The following is a 16865-nucleotide window of genomic DNA, read 5'->3' as shown; positions in this document are numbered from 1 at the left end:
ATTGGAGAGTATTTTGGGCGTTTCGGCTATCTCTGTAACTACTCTGAAGAGGTAGAGGACTATAAAACAAAAGTATCGTAACTCGTTGGAATTACGATACTTATACTTTTTTTAGTAGTGTTCTCTGGCGGTGCTACCAGAGTACTTAAAGCGGAGAGGGAGGGATTCGAACCCCCGGAGGCTCGCACCTCAACGGTTTTCAAGACCGCCGCAATCGACCACTCTGCCACCTCTCCTTACCCTTGAAGCTTTTTTGGTGCCTCAAAAGTGTTGCAAAGATACTAAAATATTTGATATCACCAACCTTCTGGCTCATTCTTTTTTGATTTCGAGCCGTAAAGAAGTGAAAACTACTTCTTCAGCTGCTTCGCGTAGGTATCCATCCAAGCGTGGAGCTTCTTCTCATCACTCTTGGGGGCTATGAGGAGCGTATCCTCCAAGTCCACCACTAGGTAGTCCTCCAGCCCTATCACCACCACATCCTTCCCTGGCGCCCCTTGATGCACCATGGTATGTGGACTATTATCGAGTATCAATCGGCCCTTTGCAGGTGCCTTATCACTGACCTGAGGAGGGTTTTGGGTTTGGTATCGGTAAAGGCTCTGCCATGTGCCGAGGTCATCCCAATCAAAGGCTCCATGAATGGTGGCCACCCCTTCGGCCTTTTCCATCACCCCGTAATCAATAGAGATGGATGGGGAAGCCAAAAAGGCTCTTGCTACCGCCTCTGTCTCGTTGGCACTTCCATAAGCATCGATCTCGGCAAAATGAACCGCCACCTCGGGAAGATACCGCTCAAGTGCCTCAATAATATCCTTCACTCGCCAGATAAATATCCCTGAATTCCAAAGATAGTTACCCGTAGCCAAAAGCTTGATGGCCTCCTCTTCAGAGGGCTTCTCCTGAAAGCGGATAATAGGACCAATACCATCTGCTTTGGCTTGCTCCGTCATCTCAATATACCCATACCCTATAGCTGGATAGGTCGGTTCAATCCCAATCGTCATCAGGCAGTGGTGCTCCCTAGCATAGTCTGCTGCCTTGAGCACCGTCTCCTTAAATAGGGCCACATTTTGGATATGCTGGTCGGCAGGAGAGGCAATCATCACTGCATCAGGATTAATGCTGGCGATCTTGTAAGCGGCATAGGCAATGGCAGGAGCGGTATTTCGGCGCTCCGGCTCAGTAAGGACCTGACTAGGATGCAGGGCGGGTAGCTCCCTTAGCATCTGAGCTTCAAACTGCTTTCCCGTCATCACATAGATATTCTCCTCTGGGATAAAGGGGTCAAAGCGGTCAAAAGTCTCCTGTATCATCGTCCTCCCAGATTCAATTATATCTAGGAATTGCTTCGGTCGGTCGTTTCTACTCCATGGCCAAAAGCGGGACCCTACCCCTCCAGCCATGATCACACAATAATTATCCTTAGATAAGCTATTCATAGTATCACTGCTTTAGATGACTAAATAAAGTGGTGCTATCACGCTGTATAGCTGGCTCAGTCCACTCCTTTGGATCAAATGACCACTTGGCCTTAATGACAGGCGTGTAAGGGTCATTTTTCTTCAAAAACAGCATAAAATAATGCCTCAAGTCTCGGTCCGTCGTCTCCACAATTCTATCCCGTAATTCTTGAACTGGGATACCAGCTCCCTTTGTAAGCAAGCCACCTCCGCCCGAACCACGATACGAATTGACCGCCACCAGATAGGTACGGAGAGGGTCAAAAGGCTCCACCCCCACAGAGGTAATCCTTACCCGCTCTCCACGAGGTCTCCGCACGTCCACCGTATAGGTGATACCCGAAGCGGTATCAAAGTTGTAGGTCGGATGAGCTGTAGCCAAATACTGCCCACCAAAGAGTTCCTCATTGATCTGAATCAAGCCATCAGCGGGGCCCGACATAGTTTGTATCCAGCGGTCGTAACTCTCCTCCAGAGCGCCACGCACCTCATCACCCGTCAGTTGCATTAGGTAGAGGCTATTTTCGTAGCGATAGAGCTTAAATAGGTCTCGAATAGAGATGGGGCCTTTCTTCAATAAGACATTGAAGTCCAATGGTGCCGTCAGCGTTATCTCTGCTTGTGGAAAAGCAAATTGCTCCACCTGGTGAATTAGGTCGGTAAAGGTTGCAGGGCGAAAGAATGAGCTCCTCGCATCGATATCCTCCGCCAGGTGCCCTACTGGTGACGAAATAAATGCATCAACCGCCTCACGCTCTTTTGCAAAGCTCGCCATAAAGGAAGGGTCGGGTTCTACCTCCTTAAGAGACACAATCTTAGGTGCGATCTTAATAGAGCTAGCGCCATTAGATTGCTTACAGAAGAATACCTCAGTATCACTGACACTCATGGCATCACTTCCAGGATTAAGGAGATAAGTCACCTTTCCATTCTGATGCACCACTGAGTCAAGTAATTCTTTATGGTCATGCCCCAAGAGGATTAAGTCTAGCTCTGGCACCTCACGTGCCATCTGATAGCCCACATGCTCTGCCTTGGGGTAGTAAGCTCCGTCTCTATTTCCACTACCACTGTGGATCAAAGCCACAATCATATCGGGCTTCGATGCCTTTATCTCGTCTACATACTTACGAACCGTCTCCACCTGATCGATAAACTTCATACCGCTCCAAAGGTGAGCCGGCAGGTTGTCGGTAAGGCTTGGTGTAGTAGTTCCTATTACCGCAATCCTTCGTCCACCCTTATTGACGATCACAAAGGGCTGGAAATAGGGCTCCCCACTATCCTCCCTCAGCACATTGGCACCAAGTGCAGGGATATTGAGCTGAGTCACAAACTTATCGTAAACGCTATGACCGGTCTCTATGTCGTGGTTGCCCATCGTAATGGCATCATACCCATACTGATTGAAAAAGGTAGCCAATGGATGCACCCCTACCGTATCAATATAATTATAGTAGTAGGCTGTAGGCTGCCCCTGTAGGATATCTCCTGCATCAAGGAGCAACACTTCCTGATTGCTCTCCTTCAGCTCCTGCACATAGGCAGCTACCCGAGCATAGCTCCCTTCGCTAGGCTGGTCATTGACCAAGTCATAGGGAAATAGACGGCCATGCACATCGGTGGTATGTACGATGCGAATAGATTGGCACTGCTCCTCCTTGCGACACCCCGACAAAGTCAGGATACAGCAAAAGAGCAGCAGTGCTTTTGGTAGACTTCTATTCATAAATCCACTTTTTACTCAACGATATCCAACTCATTCATCAGTCTATCAGCCCCTAGATATTTATCCAATATCATCAGTAGATATCTCACATCTAGGATAATACTCCGCTGATAATCGGGCAGATACTCGATATCACCACCAACGCCCTCCCAGTTGCGGTCGAAGTTGATACCCACAAGCTCACCCTTACCATTCACCAAAGGCGAACCCGAGTTACCACCTGTAGTATGAGTAGTGGCCACAATATTCACAGGCATCTTACCATTTGGTAGAGCCCAGCGCCCGAAGTCCTTATTACGGTAGATATCCACCACCTTAGGGAGGAGATAAAATTCAGGGCTTTCGTCATCCCACTTCTCCATAATTCCATCCATAGTGGTCTGGGCGCCATAATAGACATTGTCCCTAGGCACATAACCCTTGATCTGACCAAAGGTGTAGCGGAGTGTAAGATTGGCATCAGGCCAAAGGTTCATCTCCCCATCCATCTCCAGCATTCCCTGTAGCAAGGTACGGCGAGCTAGAGCAAAGTCACGGTCATACTCCGAGAGTGCTTTGGAGATAGTCTTCATATCCTCACGCACTGAGAAAGCGAGTAAAGTGACAGGGTCTAACGCATAGGCCACCTCACCCCCTTCAGAGCTCAGTACCTCCACCATCTTCGCCTTATCGAAATAGATCGATTCATCAAAGATAGCACCCAAGTCCTTACTGTCCATCAAGCTTCGGATAGCAAAAGGGGTTTGCAATTGAATCGATAGCTCCTGCCCCTCCGTCACACGGTCAATGTACTTCAGCACCGCCTCAAACATCGCAGCGGTCACCTTGCGATCTACCTCCTTATTGTAGTCCTTGTCAAAGTAGCCGAGGATCACCTCATCGTACCATTTAGCGGCCTCCTGTGGGTCACGAAGTTGCCTCAACTCCTCATCACTTTTGATCAGCGGAGCCTTAGCCGTCTCCACCGCTCTCCAGAGCCCCTCCCCATAGATCTTGGCGAGTGCCCGGAGCGTAGCCCGCTCCTTCACCATCGTCTCTATCTTGGCAACCGCCTCGGCATACTCAGGCTTATTCTGCTGCTTACTGTAGGCAAGGAGACGATCCACCATCTCCTGCTTCACCGCCTCGAAGTTCTTCTTACGTGCTGCCCAACTGGTGCCAATCGCATTCTTATAAGCGTTGGTCGAACCTTGATACTTTGCAGCATATTGGATATTGACCGCTTCATCCTTCATCATCTCCTCCCACATTGCCTCTTGGCGCACCTTACGAAGGTCTATTCGGATCTGGTTATCCACCTCCAGACGCTCCCGCACCTCGCTAGGCGTGTAGAAGTGATTGGTAGTGCCTGGGAAGCCCATCATCATCACGAAGTCTCCCTCCTCTACCCCCTTGCCACTCACCTTGAGGTAATACTTAGGCTTTAGAGGTACATTATCTGCAGAATACTCCGCTGGCGAACCATCGGGAGCTGTATATATTCGGAATACAGAAAAGTCGCCCGAGTGTCTAGGCCACTCCCAATTGTCTGTGTCGGCACCAAACTTACCAATACAGCTAGGGGGCGCTGCCACTAGGCGGATATCCGAGTACTGCTTTTTCACAAAGAGATAATACCTATTGCCCTCATAGAAAGGAGCCATATCCAAGGCTACCCCTGCTGTGAGCGCACCTCTATTCTCCACATACCACTGCTTAGCCACCTTACGCAGATAGCCACGACGCATATAAACTAGAGGGTCCTGCTCCCCTACCTTCTCTAGGTACTGCTTGAGATAGTCCGTAGCATCGACAATCTCCTCCACAATCGTCACATTCAAACCTGGATTAGGGAGCTCATCCTGAAGGGTAGGTGCATAAAAGCCATCGCGGAGATAGTTGGCTTCTACCGAACTGTGACTCTGGATCTCACCATAACCACAGTGATGATTGGTAAAGACCAGCCCTTGGCTTGAGACAATCTCCCCCGTACAGCCACCGCCAAATTGCACCACTGCATCGCCCAAAGCGCCCTGACCAGGATTATAGATCTCTTCAGCCGATAGCTTCAAGCCCATCTTCTGCATTCGCTTTAGGTTTTGCTGCTTCAAGAATTGCAGCATCCACATTCCTCCATCTGCCACTGCCCACGGCGCCACTAACACCATAGCGAGCAAAGTAATTAAGTATCTTCTCTTCATAATAGTCACTATATTTTAGATTAGTTATTCCATGTACTATAGGGGTGTACTGCTAGGTAGTTATTGAGGTACCTCTTGTCGTTCGTCACCTCTTCACCGATCCACTCTGGTAGCTCCACCTCCGTATCCACCGATGGGAGTTCCAGCTCCGCCACTATCAAGCCCTCATTGTCCTCGAGGAAAAAGTCCACCTCCCACTTGTTTTCACCGATCATGATGATATGGCGTTGCTTCACCACCTTTGTAAATGGGCTTAGCGCCATAATCTCCAGAGCATCCTCCACAGGGATAGGGTATTCAAATTCACTGCGCACCGCTAGGTTCTCCCTAGAAGCTTGCTTGATTGTTAGAAAGGCCTCCTCCATATTGACCAAACGGACCCGCACCGAGGTGCCTTCTCTACCCTCCCCTTTGGCTACATAAGACTGCTGAATATTTAGCACCTCGTCACTCTCCGGAAGCGATGCCCCCGGTTTGAGTAAAAACTTACGCTCTATCTCTACACCCATAATATATATATTGTATTAATTTCCTATCGAATAGTTACTTGAGTGGCACCAAAGCCATACTCTTGAAACGATGCATCCTGCAAGTCGTGGCGGGGAAACTTCCGATGGATTAAGTCCCACACCGCTTTCCGGAGCACCCCCTCGCCTTTACCGTGGATAAAGATCACCTTCTCCCCCACGTGGTTAGGCTTGCGTCGGCTACGGAGTACCTCCTCCACCTTCTCAAGCTGTATCTCAAGCATATCCTTAGGCTCCATGCCAAGGGTATTATCCACCAATTCATTAATGTGGAGGTCCACCACTAGTGGCTCCCCCTTGTGGCTAGCGACTCCTTTTCTAGCTCTTCTCTTAGGACTATCCAATTGCACTTTAGCCCGCATCATCTCGCTAGCCAATTGCTCCGCCTCCACCTTTTTAGTCACCAGTAGTTGATCCTCCTTTACTAGCTCAAAGGTAATCGCCCCATCATCAAAGTAAGGGCTCTCCACGAAGGCTCCCTCCTTCAAAAAGCGAGCACCATCTATCTTCAGCTCAAAGCTCATCGCTTGCTTAGGTCGGTAGACGATACCGCCCTCCTTAAAGGCAAGTAGCTGCACCGTTGTCCGACTACGCTCTGGCAGCTCCAAAGGGTCAAAGCTCTCCAGCTCCTCACTACTATCAAAGGGTACCACCCCGCTATACCTCAGCTCCTGCTCCGCCCCGCGACCCGAGCTATAGGTTACAAAGAGGTCGTAGTTGGAGTCATTCACTAGATAAACCTCATAGCGGCACCGCCCTATCTGCCCTCCCTCTTCAGGAAGGTAGCAGAGCGATACATTCAGTCGCTCCCCACTAGGGTCATCACCCCGTGCGATCATAGGTTGAGCCTCCTTTCGAGAAGGCTTCTTAGAGACTGGCGACTGCTTTGGTGGCGTCACCACCTCATCATTGGCAGCCTCCTCCACTTTGATTACCTCAGACTGTAGCACAGGCATCTCAAAGCCACTCTCGTCCTCCACATATACCACCCCACTAGAGCGTAGCAGTTTACGCACCACTCCACCTCCAGTAGCGTCCAAAAACCTCACCCGATCCCCAATCTTAAGATCTCTATTCATAGCAATTGCTTTACTTATCGTTTTACAAATATACCTAAAATCAAAGAGAACATCCCCCTTTATATCTACTCAATGCTACGAGTAGTGCTTGAGCACCTCCTTTTCCCCTTAAAATAGCCGCCAAAGAGAGGTCAGATAGCTCCAATATTTTTGGTATCTTTGGGCTATGAAAGGATATCTATATAATGTGACTATTAGTGGCGATCGTAGTTGTAGCGACGACCTACTCTACTACGTGGAGCACCGCCTATTCCCCGCTTGGTCGGAGCGAGAGGGCTGGAGTGCTGCCAAGCTACTTAGGATCCCCACTCCTGTGGAGGATGGCGTCTCTGTTGCCCTCCAATTTGAACTAGCTTCCCCCGCATTACTCGAGGGGTTCGAGCTAATTGAAGACCCACTCGTAACCCGTGTACTAGAGTTATATGGAGAGAGGGTTGGTTTTTTCCCCACCCTTATGGAGATTATAGGGCGATGAAGCGCGAAGAGGTGATACGTGCGGAAGGGTACCATGTACCAGTGCTTTGCGAGGAGAGTGTACAGGCATTAGTCACCGACCCCAATGGCATCTACATTGACTGTACCTTTGGTGGCGGTGGACACTCACGCCGCATCTTAGAGGCACTCTCCCCAAAGGGGCATCTATTCGGACTAGACCGCGACCCCGATGCAGCCCGCGAGTGCCACATTGAGGATCCACGCTTTACTTTCGTCCGCACCAACTTCCGCCACCTCCGCCACTTTATGGACTTCTACGGCATTGAGCAAGTAGATGGCATCTTAGCCGACCTTGGGCTCTCTAGCCATCACCTAGATGATGAGCAAAGGGGATTCTCCTTTCGCTTCGATGGACCCCTTGATATGCGAATGAATAGCAAAGGGGGGCAAACCGCTGCTGAGCTGATCACCTCACTTGATCGCGACCAGCTTGGGGCGCTCCTCGCCACCTATGGCGAGCTCAAGGGGAGCTACCGTATCGCTACACTTCTCAAAGAGGCCTCCGAGCGCGGGCAGCTCTCTACTATTGGAGAATTACTCACCGCCGTGGCACCAGTCGTGCCAGAGAGAGATAAGCAATCGCTAGCCAAGCTATTCCAAGCTCTCCGGATCGCGGTCAATGACGAGATAGGGGCACTCCACCAATTGCTCAGCGATGGTTGCCAGCTGCTAGCACCAGAGAGGCGATTTGTGGTCATCACCTATCACTCACTCGAGGATCGACCCGTTAAGCACTTCTTCCGCACTGGAAATATTGAGGGCATCCGCCAAACAGATACCTTTGGCGCCCCCATCACCCCCCTCAAACCACTACAAGCCAAGCCCATCCTCCCCTCCCAAGAGGAGATAGCTACCAATCCTCGTGCACGTAGTGCAAAGCTTCGCATAGCCATTAAGCAAGGGGATTCGGAAGATTAAACTATTGCACCTACCTTGAGGGTTTCGCAATTAAAAGCACTATTACACGAAGTGTCCGACCCCTCGACTGGGGTCGTAAGGGTGTTTGGGACCTATTTATACACAGATCTTCGAACCTGTGTCTATTTAACAGGGTCTCTGCCGAGACCCTTCATTGGGGGAGGCACCTAATCGGATAGGTCGGACAACTAGTCGCGATCAAGAAAACCCCGAAGGGGTTGCATATCTACCATTGTATGTAGGAGGGTTACTTTCTCAAAAACAAAGCTACTAGCGAATAAATAAAGGGAAGTCTAACTATCAAGTAGTAAATTAAAAGTTATATCGGGTACAAAAGATATGAAACAAGGAGCATTGTTCATTTTCAGTGCAAGGTGATAGATTTAAGTTTTGTTAAATACTCAATAAAAATAGTAGAACCAATAATTTATCAGTACGTTTGACTTTAAAGATATATATATATATATATTACAAACCATAAAAACAGCAAATATGAATTACACCAAGAAGGACAACGTTTACGCTACATTATTCACAGTAATCATTTCCATCCTTGTTAGCTGTGCCCCAAACAACTCAAGACTTATAGATGGATCAAGCGAGACTCCAAGAAGTGTGCAAAGAGCTCCTCAGTTAAGAAGTTTTTCGCAAAAAACTACAACCCCCGATGAAAAGGCACAAATGCTGGACAAAAGAGATTCTATCTTGTTAGAGTTTTCAAGTCTGTCTCAGACATCTTTAAACTCCGCATATGATTTTGACTTAGGAATTTTAGGATTTGGTTATAACCCAGAAAAAGGGTTCCAAGACGACAGCCCATCTCTATTGTTAGAATCCAATCGTAATGCGACACAACCAGTAATCAATATGAGAGAAGTTTCAAAAGACCCATATTCTCTATTTTATCCTACAAATATTTATATAGGGCAATCATCTTTCACTACTAATTCCTCCACCGAAATAACACAGTCATTATCTGACTATTTTAGCACTACAACTTCAAAGACAGGAGCTAGTATCTCTGTAGACTTAACAAAATTCATTGCTAAGCTATCCGCCAAAATAAACTCCAGCTATAAAAAATCACTTGATTTAACAAGTGATGACTTCCACTCGGTTTCATTAACTTTTGCGTCCCAAATAATTTTAACTCAATCCTTATCACTAACCATTCCTAGTAAAAAGCTTAGAACGCCAGAGAGTGACGTTGACCCAAGATTTTCAACTAATTCCTTTTCAAAATCAGCTTCTGAACTGATTAGTGAATATGGACCTTTCGTTTTGAAAAGCTACACCTCTGGAGGAAAAGTAACAATAAATGCTGCATTTGGGAGTAAAAACAGCAAAAACAAATCTCAGATAAATAATGAAACAAGACTATTGATAAATGTAGCATCCAAAGGGGTGTTTGGTACAGTGAGTATCAGTGGATCACAAAATGATAGTACTTCCATAAAAAGATATAAGGAGCTTAAAAACGAATATTCTTTTTCTGATTTCAGTGCGACATCCATCGGGGGGCTTCCACTTAATTTAGCCTCAGCATTCCCAATCTCATCAAGTGATGCCAAATCATTCTCATTCCCAAGAATAGACCTTTCCGCTTGGAGCCAATCTGTAAATGATAGAGACGTTCTCGTAAAGATTAATGACAGTGGATTAATACCAATTTCTGAGCTAATACCAGAAATAAACATTTCAAAGCGAGTTAAAGACTATATTGAAAAAGGAATTGACTACAACCCTTTAAATTATAAAGGGGAACCCATTATCGTTAACAAGAGAGACGGATATGTATACCTTGGGCTTATTTCTAGATTCGGTGATTTATTTTTATTAGACAAAGTAAAACTACCTCAAATGGGCTATGAATGGTGGCTATACTACAAACTAGAAGACTCTCCCATCAATGTATGCCATATGGAATCTTATAGATGTGAGTTTATTGAGCAACTACAACACTATAATATCATTGATTTAACGTCATCAAACAACACAATAAAGCCCTTAATAAAATATTGCAAAATAAAAGACACACTCGCCTCTCGTTCGTTCACTTATATTCTTATAAACAATAAATATGACCGGCGAAAGATCGCCCTTCGCATATTAGACGCTTTTTGTGAGGAATCAGGTCTTGATGATATAGATGAAGTTGAATATATTTCAAATGTACATGGATATGAAATTTATGCACTATAGGTATATGAAAAGAGTTGTATCCTTGCTTGGACTTATGAGTTTAGTCATATTGGCACTTCTACAAGGATGTGCTCCGAAAGAGGACGATATCACCATCCCTAATATTACACCATCTATTCAGGTATTGAAAGCTAATGCAAGTGGTGGCACTTTTACCATAGATATTAAGAGTAATGTCAAGTGGGACGTAGTAGGAGAATGGACTGATTGGTATCTAGCATCAAAGATGGATGATCACACTCTTTCGGTCGTTATTGATGAAAATAAAACAGCCCAAGATCGCCAAACCACAATTTTACTTGACGCACAAGATTGCGAGGTAAGGATTCCTATCATACAAAGAGAAAGAGTTGAGATTACCTTAAAAGAGCATGAGATTTATTTGAGTGCTAAAGCGGAGGAGAGGCGTGTTAAGGTTGAATCAAATTATGCCGAATGGTCGGTAAAATCTAGCGAAGCTTGGCTTACCGTAACGAAAGAAGAGGGTAACTTCTTTACTCTAATAACAGACGAGAATAAGAGTACGGAGGATCCTAGAAAAGCAATCGTAACACTCACTGCTGATGGTAAAGAGGAGAGAATAGTGGTCCAGCAAGATTATGCCACGGTCATAACTTTATCTAAAAGTGCTATCGCTTTCCCTTGGCAAGGAGGTGAAGAGCAGATAGAGATAAGCTCCAACAAAGAGGTAAGGATAAGTTCAGAGAATGCACTGCCCTCAATATTTACTCTCACGGAAGAAAACGAATCACCAAATATCATAAAGGTTAATATAAAGATGAGGCGATATGACTATGAACGCCCACTAAATTTTAACCTAAATGTATCTGCCACTGACCTTGTTGTGCCTATCAGCATAACTGTAGAAGCTTCAATGTTTAATCGAAATCAAAGGGAAGCACTAAAAGCACTATACGTAGCTACTGACGGGGATAATTGGATAAGAAATGATAATTGGCTTTCGGACAAGCCCGTAACAGAATGGTATGGCATAGTGGGGTTTGATGGCACCCAAATACCTGAAATAGACCCAAAATTGAGTGTAACAACACTAAATCTAGACAATAATAATCTAGTAGGTGAGATACCAAAAGAGATCGGATTGCTTGATGACGTAATGTTTCTCCGCTTATCTGGCAACCATCTGCACGGCTCAGTGCCAGAAGAGCTTAGCTCTATCAATAACCTTTTTGAACTTGACTTAAGTAATAATGAATTGGGCGGTATGCTCCCACCATTTTTATTCAAGGACTTGCCCCTCACTCGAGTCTTGAAGTTGAATGACAATAACTTTGAAGGCTACTTAGACTTAGACAATCTAATACCACCAAAGACCAAACTATCTAGGATAGAGTTACAAATGAATAGGTTGCACGGGCCAAGACCAAAGCAACTTAATAGTAGAAACATCAAACTAATAATAGACCCGCAGAAGGACAACTATGGGTTTGAATAGTAATTATCTTCCCATCCTTTGGAGTGTCCGAAAAAAATATTGCGGTATGAAATAGGGTTGGTCAGGGGGTTACGCATTAGAAAGAGACTTAGAAGCGTCAGTTGTACTAATGACCATATACTAGTTATTGGGGATAATGGAGTAAGTATCTCTGCCGAGATCCTTCTTTCTTAATGCGTAACCCCTGACACTCAATCTGCTCTATTTCACTCTTGTAAAACATCACCTACACTTCAGAACATCGTGCGGATAAAATCAAATCCACCCAAAAGTAGCAAATAAAAAGGAAGTGGATGCGAGGCGATGATTGCAAAACCACGACATCCACTTCCAAGAGTGGCTAGAGTGGACACAAAAGGCAGAAGTGTACACTCTCTGCTGCTCCATTGCTGTGCATATCAATGTCGTGAAGCTTCACAGATTCACGCTCATCTTCCTGATCAAATCACCACATCAGCAATCTTAGCCCTCTTCGTGTTGCGGTCAAAGAAAGGGAATTGACTAGACTAAGTCGTTCTGTGGCACCTCTCCAACCCTCGAGAGAGATACAAAATGCACATTGAAGGCAGGTTTTCTGACTTGTCTCCGTCTCCAGCTCCTTCCCATAAGAGACTACTCTCACAGTGGTTTACGCTAGAGCGTTTGATAAGACTTACAGCAGCGGGACTGTACAGGACTTTCACCTGTTTCCCTTTTAACCTCGATGGTTGAACAACCACCAAAGCACCTTCATACGGCAAAGATAATAACAATTGCTAAATCTACCAAATCAACACTTGCTAATATCTTGAAGTTTCTTCCTCCCAACCTGACAGAAAAAGCGAATAGGAAGTCACAACAAAAAGTGGTAACTTTGTGCCTAGATTTTCGCATACTTAGAAGGGGTATACAATATGGAGACAATTAAGACGATATATAAGATAGGGCACGGCCCATCAAGTAGCCATACCATGGCACCAAGGCGAGCAGCAGAGATGTTCGCTGCACGATTCAAGGATCATAATCCTAATCGCTACAGAGTCACCCTCTACGGCTCTCTTGCCGCCACCGGCAAGGGGCACATGACCGATGTAGCGATCCTCGATGTGCTAGAGCCACTAGCACCGACTAAGATCCTTTGGGAGCCCACGATTGTGCCAGAGTTCCACACCAATGGAATGCTCTTTGAGGCACTCGATGAGAGTGATAAGGTACTCGACGAGTGGAAAGTCTACAGTATCGGTGGTGGCTCATTGGCCAATGAGAGCTTTGATGAGAGCCGCCATGATGAGATCTACCCTCACCACACCCTCACAGATATTATGGTCTACTGCCAGCAGCATCGGATTAACTTTTGGGAGTATGTGGAGCGGTACGACGATCCCTCCGTATGGGATCACATTGCCGAAGTATGGCAAGTGATGAGAGAGGCTGTCCAAAGAGGGCTAGAATCCGATGGAGTACTTCCAGGAGGGCTCAACCTGCGTCGCAAAGCTGGCGAGTACCTGATTCGCGCCAAAGGCTATAAGAGTAATGTCAGTAGCCGTGGACTAGTTTACTCATACGCACTCGCTGTTTCGGAGGAAAACGCCTCCGGTCACGTGGTCGCCACCGCCCCCACCTGCGGTTCGTCGGGTGTGGTACCAGCGGTACTCTACCACCTACAGACCTCCCGTGAGTTTCCCGATCGTATGATCCATCGAGCTCTTGCCACAGCTGGACTGATCGGCAACCTTGCCCGTACCAATGCATCCATCTCTGGTGCCGAAGTGGGTTGCCAAGGTGAGGTGGGTGTAGCGTGTGCTATGGCAGCAGCTGCCGCCAACCAACTTTTTGGAGGAAGCCTCAATCAGATAGAGTATGCAGCCGAGATGGCTCTTGAGCATCACTTAGGTCTCACCTGCGACCCCATCTGTGGTTTGGTGCAAATCCCTTGCATCGAGCGCAATGCTTTTGCTGCCGCCCGTGCATTGGATAGCAATACCTTCTCCGCCTTCTCCGACGGGTTCCACCGAGTTACCTTCGACCAAGTGGTAGAAGTGATGAAGCAGACAGGGCACGACCTCCCAAGTCTTTACAAAGAGACCTCCGAAGGCGGTCTTGCCACCAACTACTGCATCATTCCATAAGCAGCGGTCACTATAAAAAGATAAGGCGTATCTGGACATCCAGGTACGCCTTTATTTTTATCCTAAAGCTAGTTCAATGAAGAGTGTCACTAAAATCGGCACACTAAAGTCGCAGACAAAGCCATGGTAAATAGCAGGCACCAAGTACTCCTTACCCGAGGCGTTGAGAATGGCTGGAAGTGTCACATCCATCGTCGTAGCCCCGCCTGCAGCAATAGGTGCAAGAGGACCGAGGTATTTTACCAAGAGCGGTGCCAAAAGGAGTGTCAAGAGCTCACGAAACACATTGGAAAAGAGCGCAATAGCACCTAGCGTAATCCCCAGCTTCTCCGTAATAAGGATACTCGAAAGAGAGTAGTAAGCCAACCCTTGCGATACCGACAGCATCTCATAGAGCGATTGCCCAAGGAGCAAAGCAGCCACCACTCCACCACACATACTTCCAATGATTGTCAGGAAAGGCAACGCCAGTAGACGAGGAGATAACTGCCTAAATCCCCTGATCGTATCACGATCATTCCCCACACTCAAGCCAACTAAAAACAGGAGCAGATAGAGCAGATAATTCCCCAAGTCCGACTCCACAATAGCAGTAGGAACTAAATCACTACCCCCCAAGGCGAGCCCTAGGAGAAAGAAACCGAGCAATATAAGATTAGACTTCATACCTCCCGATTCTTTTTAGGACGCCCAAAGAGCCACGCCATCAGTACACTACCTGCAGTAGAGCACAAAGCTACCACCAGAGCAATCCCTACCACCACCAGCATATTGGCCATCTCACTCTGCGAGTGTGCCACCTCCAGCCCTAGCACAAAGAGTAGCAGACAGATCACCACCATCAAAGCAGTGCTAAGCCCCCTAATCCGTCGCCTCCTCAAGAGCCAACCACATACCACCCCCAGTAAAATACAACTAAATAGCTTCCACATCTCCTCACTCTCCAATATCAACAGCTCCCCCTTGCAAATCTACCAAAGATTACCCTACCCTCAGCAACCCCATCCAGCCTATTCTAAGAAGAGAATGTCGCACGAAGTACCATTCTCGTACACTTGAATCAAGTCTAAATCCCGAAAGCAACGAAGCAGATCGCTCTCGTGCAATAGTCTCTTGGAAGTTACCTCAATAGATTAGCTATATCGGATTTTAGAAAGTCTTCCAACGAAACGCCACCTGAGCCGACGACAAACGACTTTTTAGGGTGAAATGCCTCCACAAAGGCTGGAAGGCCTGAGTTCATCCCTCGCCTGCCGCTTTTCACCTCAATGGCGGTCACCTCTCCATCATTAACAATGATAAAGTCGACCTCCATATCTTGTCTATTCTTTGCGGTATCTCGCCAGTAATATACCTGATAGTCCTCTTCCTCTGCGATACCTAGCAAATGAGTGCCGACGGCACTTTCCACCCACCTTCCCCAAAGCATTGGGTCGGTTCGGTCATTGATAAACGAGCGTCCCTTATAAGCCGTCATCAAGGCATTGTTGTACACCTGATATTTGGGGATAGAGGCCCTCTTGCGGGCATCATCATTAGCAAATTTCTGCAGACCAGTGAGCAATGCGCACTGGTTGAGTATCTCTAAATATGATGCTAAAGTGGTTACATTGCCTGCATCTTGCAATTGACCCATCAGTTTCGTCAGTGACAATATCTCAGCAGAATAGCCACAGCCCAGCTCAAATAGTTGCTTCATCAAGGCAGGCTTGTAGATATTAGAGGTCATTAGTACATCCTTTTCAATGGCAGGCGTTACCAATGAATCCTTGATATACTTACGCCACCGCTTTTCGTCGCTTATCAAATGAACAGCTCCTGGATACCCACCGAAATAGATGTACTCATCGAGCGTCACACCAAAGGCATCGTGCATCTCTTGGTAACTCCAATGCCCAAGACGAATCAGTTCAAAACGACCGGCTAATGACTCCGTAAGCCCTTTCTTGAGCAAAAGCCGACTGCTCCCTAGTAATACCACTTTCAGGTTGCGACCCTTTCGAGCATCTACATCCCACTCTCTCTTGACTACTTCACTCCAATTATCAATCTTCTGAATCTCATCAATAACTAGAAGGTACTCCGCTTCACCACGAAGGGTCATGGTAGTTCGTGCACTTTCCCATACTCGCCGTATCCAATCGTTATCATTTGGCTCAACAGCATCCGCCACCTCTATTGAATGAGGAATGGTTAGGCTCTTCAAAACTTGCTCCACGAGAGTCGATTTCCCCACTTGTCTTGGCCCAGCCAATACCTGTATGAATCGTCTTGGTTCCTCAATACGTTCCTTCAAGGTATGGTATTGTTTGCGTGTATATTTCATACTCAATTTCAATGAAGATTTCACTCAATTCTAGTTGTAATTTTACTCAATTTCAACTCCAAAATTACTCAATTCTCACTATTCTTCCAAATGTAAATGGAGAATGTTGCACGAAGTGCCATTCTTGCACATTTGCTCAAATGTGCCGAGACGTTGCACGAAGGATGAGGCGCAAGGCCTGAGGGTCAGGGCAAGGTGCTTTAGGCTACCAAGGCCCTACCAGGGCGCTGAGAGCGTACTCACGTACGTGACCGAGCCCGAATCCCGAAAGCAACGCCTCAGATCGCCTTCGTGCAACAGTCTTAAATAAGGGATAGATGGTCTTCATTCAACAGCCCAAAAAAAGCGACAGCTAAGTGGTCAAAAGTTTAGTTGCAACTAA

The 16865-nt window shown here is 46.7% G+C and carries 13 protein-coding genes, 1 tRNA gene and 1 riboswitch; of the genes, 5 read left to right on the top strand and 9 right to left on the bottom strand.

The window, feature by feature from the left end; genetic code table 11:
• Positions 1-151: 151 nt before the first annotated feature.
• The 6 genes from HMPREF3027_RS02250 to HMPREF3027_RS02225 form a co-directional block, all read right to left on the bottom strand.
• Positions 152-236 (bottom strand) — tRNA-Ser (locus HMPREF3027_RS02250).
• Between the two features lie 114 nt (positions 237-350).
• Positions 351-1442: a mannose-1-phosphate guanylyltransferase gene (locus HMPREF3027_RS02245; protein WP_070706702.1), complete on the bottom strand. Its 1092-nt coding sequence runs from the start codon at positions 1440-1442 to the stop codon at positions 351-353.
• Between the two features lie 4 nt (positions 1443-1446).
• Positions 1447-3192 carry a bifunctional metallophosphatase/5'-nucleotidase gene (locus HMPREF3027_RS02240; protein ID WP_070706700.1) on the bottom strand — a complete coding sequence of 582 codons (1746 nt, stop codon included), beginning with the start codon at positions 3190-3192 and terminating at the stop codon, positions 1447-1449.
• Between the two features lie 11 nt (positions 3193-3203).
• Positions 3204-5372: a S46 family peptidase gene (locus tag HMPREF3027_RS02235; RefSeq protein ID WP_070706698.1), complete on the bottom strand. Its 2169-nt coding sequence runs from the start codon at positions 5370-5372 to the stop codon at positions 3204-3206.
• Between the two features lie 20 nt (positions 5373-5392).
• Positions 5393-5881 carry a CYTH domain-containing protein gene (locus HMPREF3027_RS02230; RefSeq protein WP_070706696.1) on the bottom strand — a complete coding sequence of 163 codons (489 nt, stop codon included), beginning with the start codon at positions 5879-5881 and terminating at the stop codon, positions 5393-5395.
• A gap of 23 nt (positions 5882-5904) precedes the next feature.
• The gene (locus HMPREF3027_RS02225) at positions 5905-6978 is read right to left on the bottom strand and encodes a Smr/MutS family protein (RefSeq protein ID WP_070706694.1); all 1074 of its coding nucleotides are present in this window, start codon (positions 6976-6978) and stop codon (positions 5905-5907) included.
• Positions 6979-7144: 166 nt separating this feature from the next.
• Between HMPREF3027_RS02225 and HMPREF3027_RS02220 the strand changes: the two genes are divergently transcribed.
• The 5 genes from HMPREF3027_RS02220 to HMPREF3027_RS02200 all read left to right on the top strand — a co-directional run bounded on the left by HMPREF3027_RS02220 (position 7145) and on the right by HMPREF3027_RS02200 (position 14157).
• A complete protein-coding gene (locus HMPREF3027_RS02220; RefSeq protein WP_070706692.1) occupies positions 7145-7453 on the top strand; it encodes a DUF4286 family protein in 309 nt (102 codons plus the stop codon).
• Positions 7450-8391 carry a 16S rRNA (cytosine(1402)-N(4))-methyltransferase RsmH gene (gene rsmH / locus HMPREF3027_RS02215; protein ID WP_070706690.1) on the top strand — a complete coding sequence of 314 codons (942 nt, stop codon included), beginning with the start codon at positions 7450-7452 and terminating at the stop codon, positions 8389-8391. Before HMPREF3027_RS02220 ends, rsmH begins: the two co-directional genes overlap by 4 nt.
• A gap of 492 nt (positions 8392-8883) precedes the next feature.
• A complete protein-coding gene (locus HMPREF3027_RS02210) occupies positions 8884-10593 on the top strand; it encodes an MAC/perforin domain-containing protein (RefSeq protein ID WP_070706688.1) in 1710 nt (569 codons plus the stop codon).
• A gap of 4 nt (positions 10594-10597) precedes the next feature.
• Positions 10598-12049, top strand: a complete 1452-nt coding sequence (locus HMPREF3027_RS02205) for a BACON domain-containing protein (protein ID WP_168165860.1) — start codon at positions 10598-10600, stop codon at positions 12047-12049.
• 546 nt (positions 12050-12595) lie between these two features.
• Positions 12596-12795: riboswitch (cobalamin riboswitch) on the bottom strand.
• A gap of 147 nt (positions 12796-12942) precedes the next feature.
• Positions 12943-14157, top strand: a complete 1215-nt coding sequence (locus HMPREF3027_RS02200) for an L-serine ammonia-lyase, iron-sulfur-dependent, subunit alpha (RefSeq protein ID WP_070706684.1) — start codon at positions 12943-12945, stop codon at positions 14155-14157.
• 57 nt (positions 14158-14214) lie between these two features.
• Here the strand turns inward: HMPREF3027_RS02200 and HMPREF3027_RS02195 are convergent, their stop codons facing one another.
• The 3 genes from HMPREF3027_RS02195 to HMPREF3027_RS02185 form a co-directional block, all read right to left on the bottom strand.
• A complete protein-coding gene (locus HMPREF3027_RS02195; RefSeq protein WP_070706682.1) occupies positions 14215-14823 on the bottom strand; it encodes a LysO family transporter in 609 nt (202 codons plus the stop codon).
• Entirely contained in the window at positions 14820-15089 is a 270-nt protein-coding gene (locus HMPREF3027_RS02190; protein ID WP_141756211.1) for a LysO family transporter, read from the bottom strand. The genes HMPREF3027_RS02195 and HMPREF3027_RS02190 overlap by 4 nt, the downstream gene beginning before the upstream one ends.
• A 188-nt stretch (positions 15090-15277) precedes the next feature.
• Positions 15278-16483, bottom strand: coding sequence for an ATP-binding protein (locus HMPREF3027_RS02185; protein ID WP_070706678.1), 1206 nt, complete (start codon positions 16481-16483; stop codon positions 15278-15280).
• Positions 16484-16865: the final 382 nt, after the last annotated feature.

It is taken from the genome of Porphyromonas sp. HMSC077F02, from assembly GCF_001815465.1.
GTDB classification, from domain to species: domain Bacteria; phylum Bacteroidota; class Bacteroidia; order Bacteroidales; family Porphyromonadaceae; genus Porphyromonas_A; species Porphyromonas_A somerae.
Note: the sequence above shows the minus strand (reverse complement) of the source record. Positions and strands in the feature narration are given on the sequence as shown.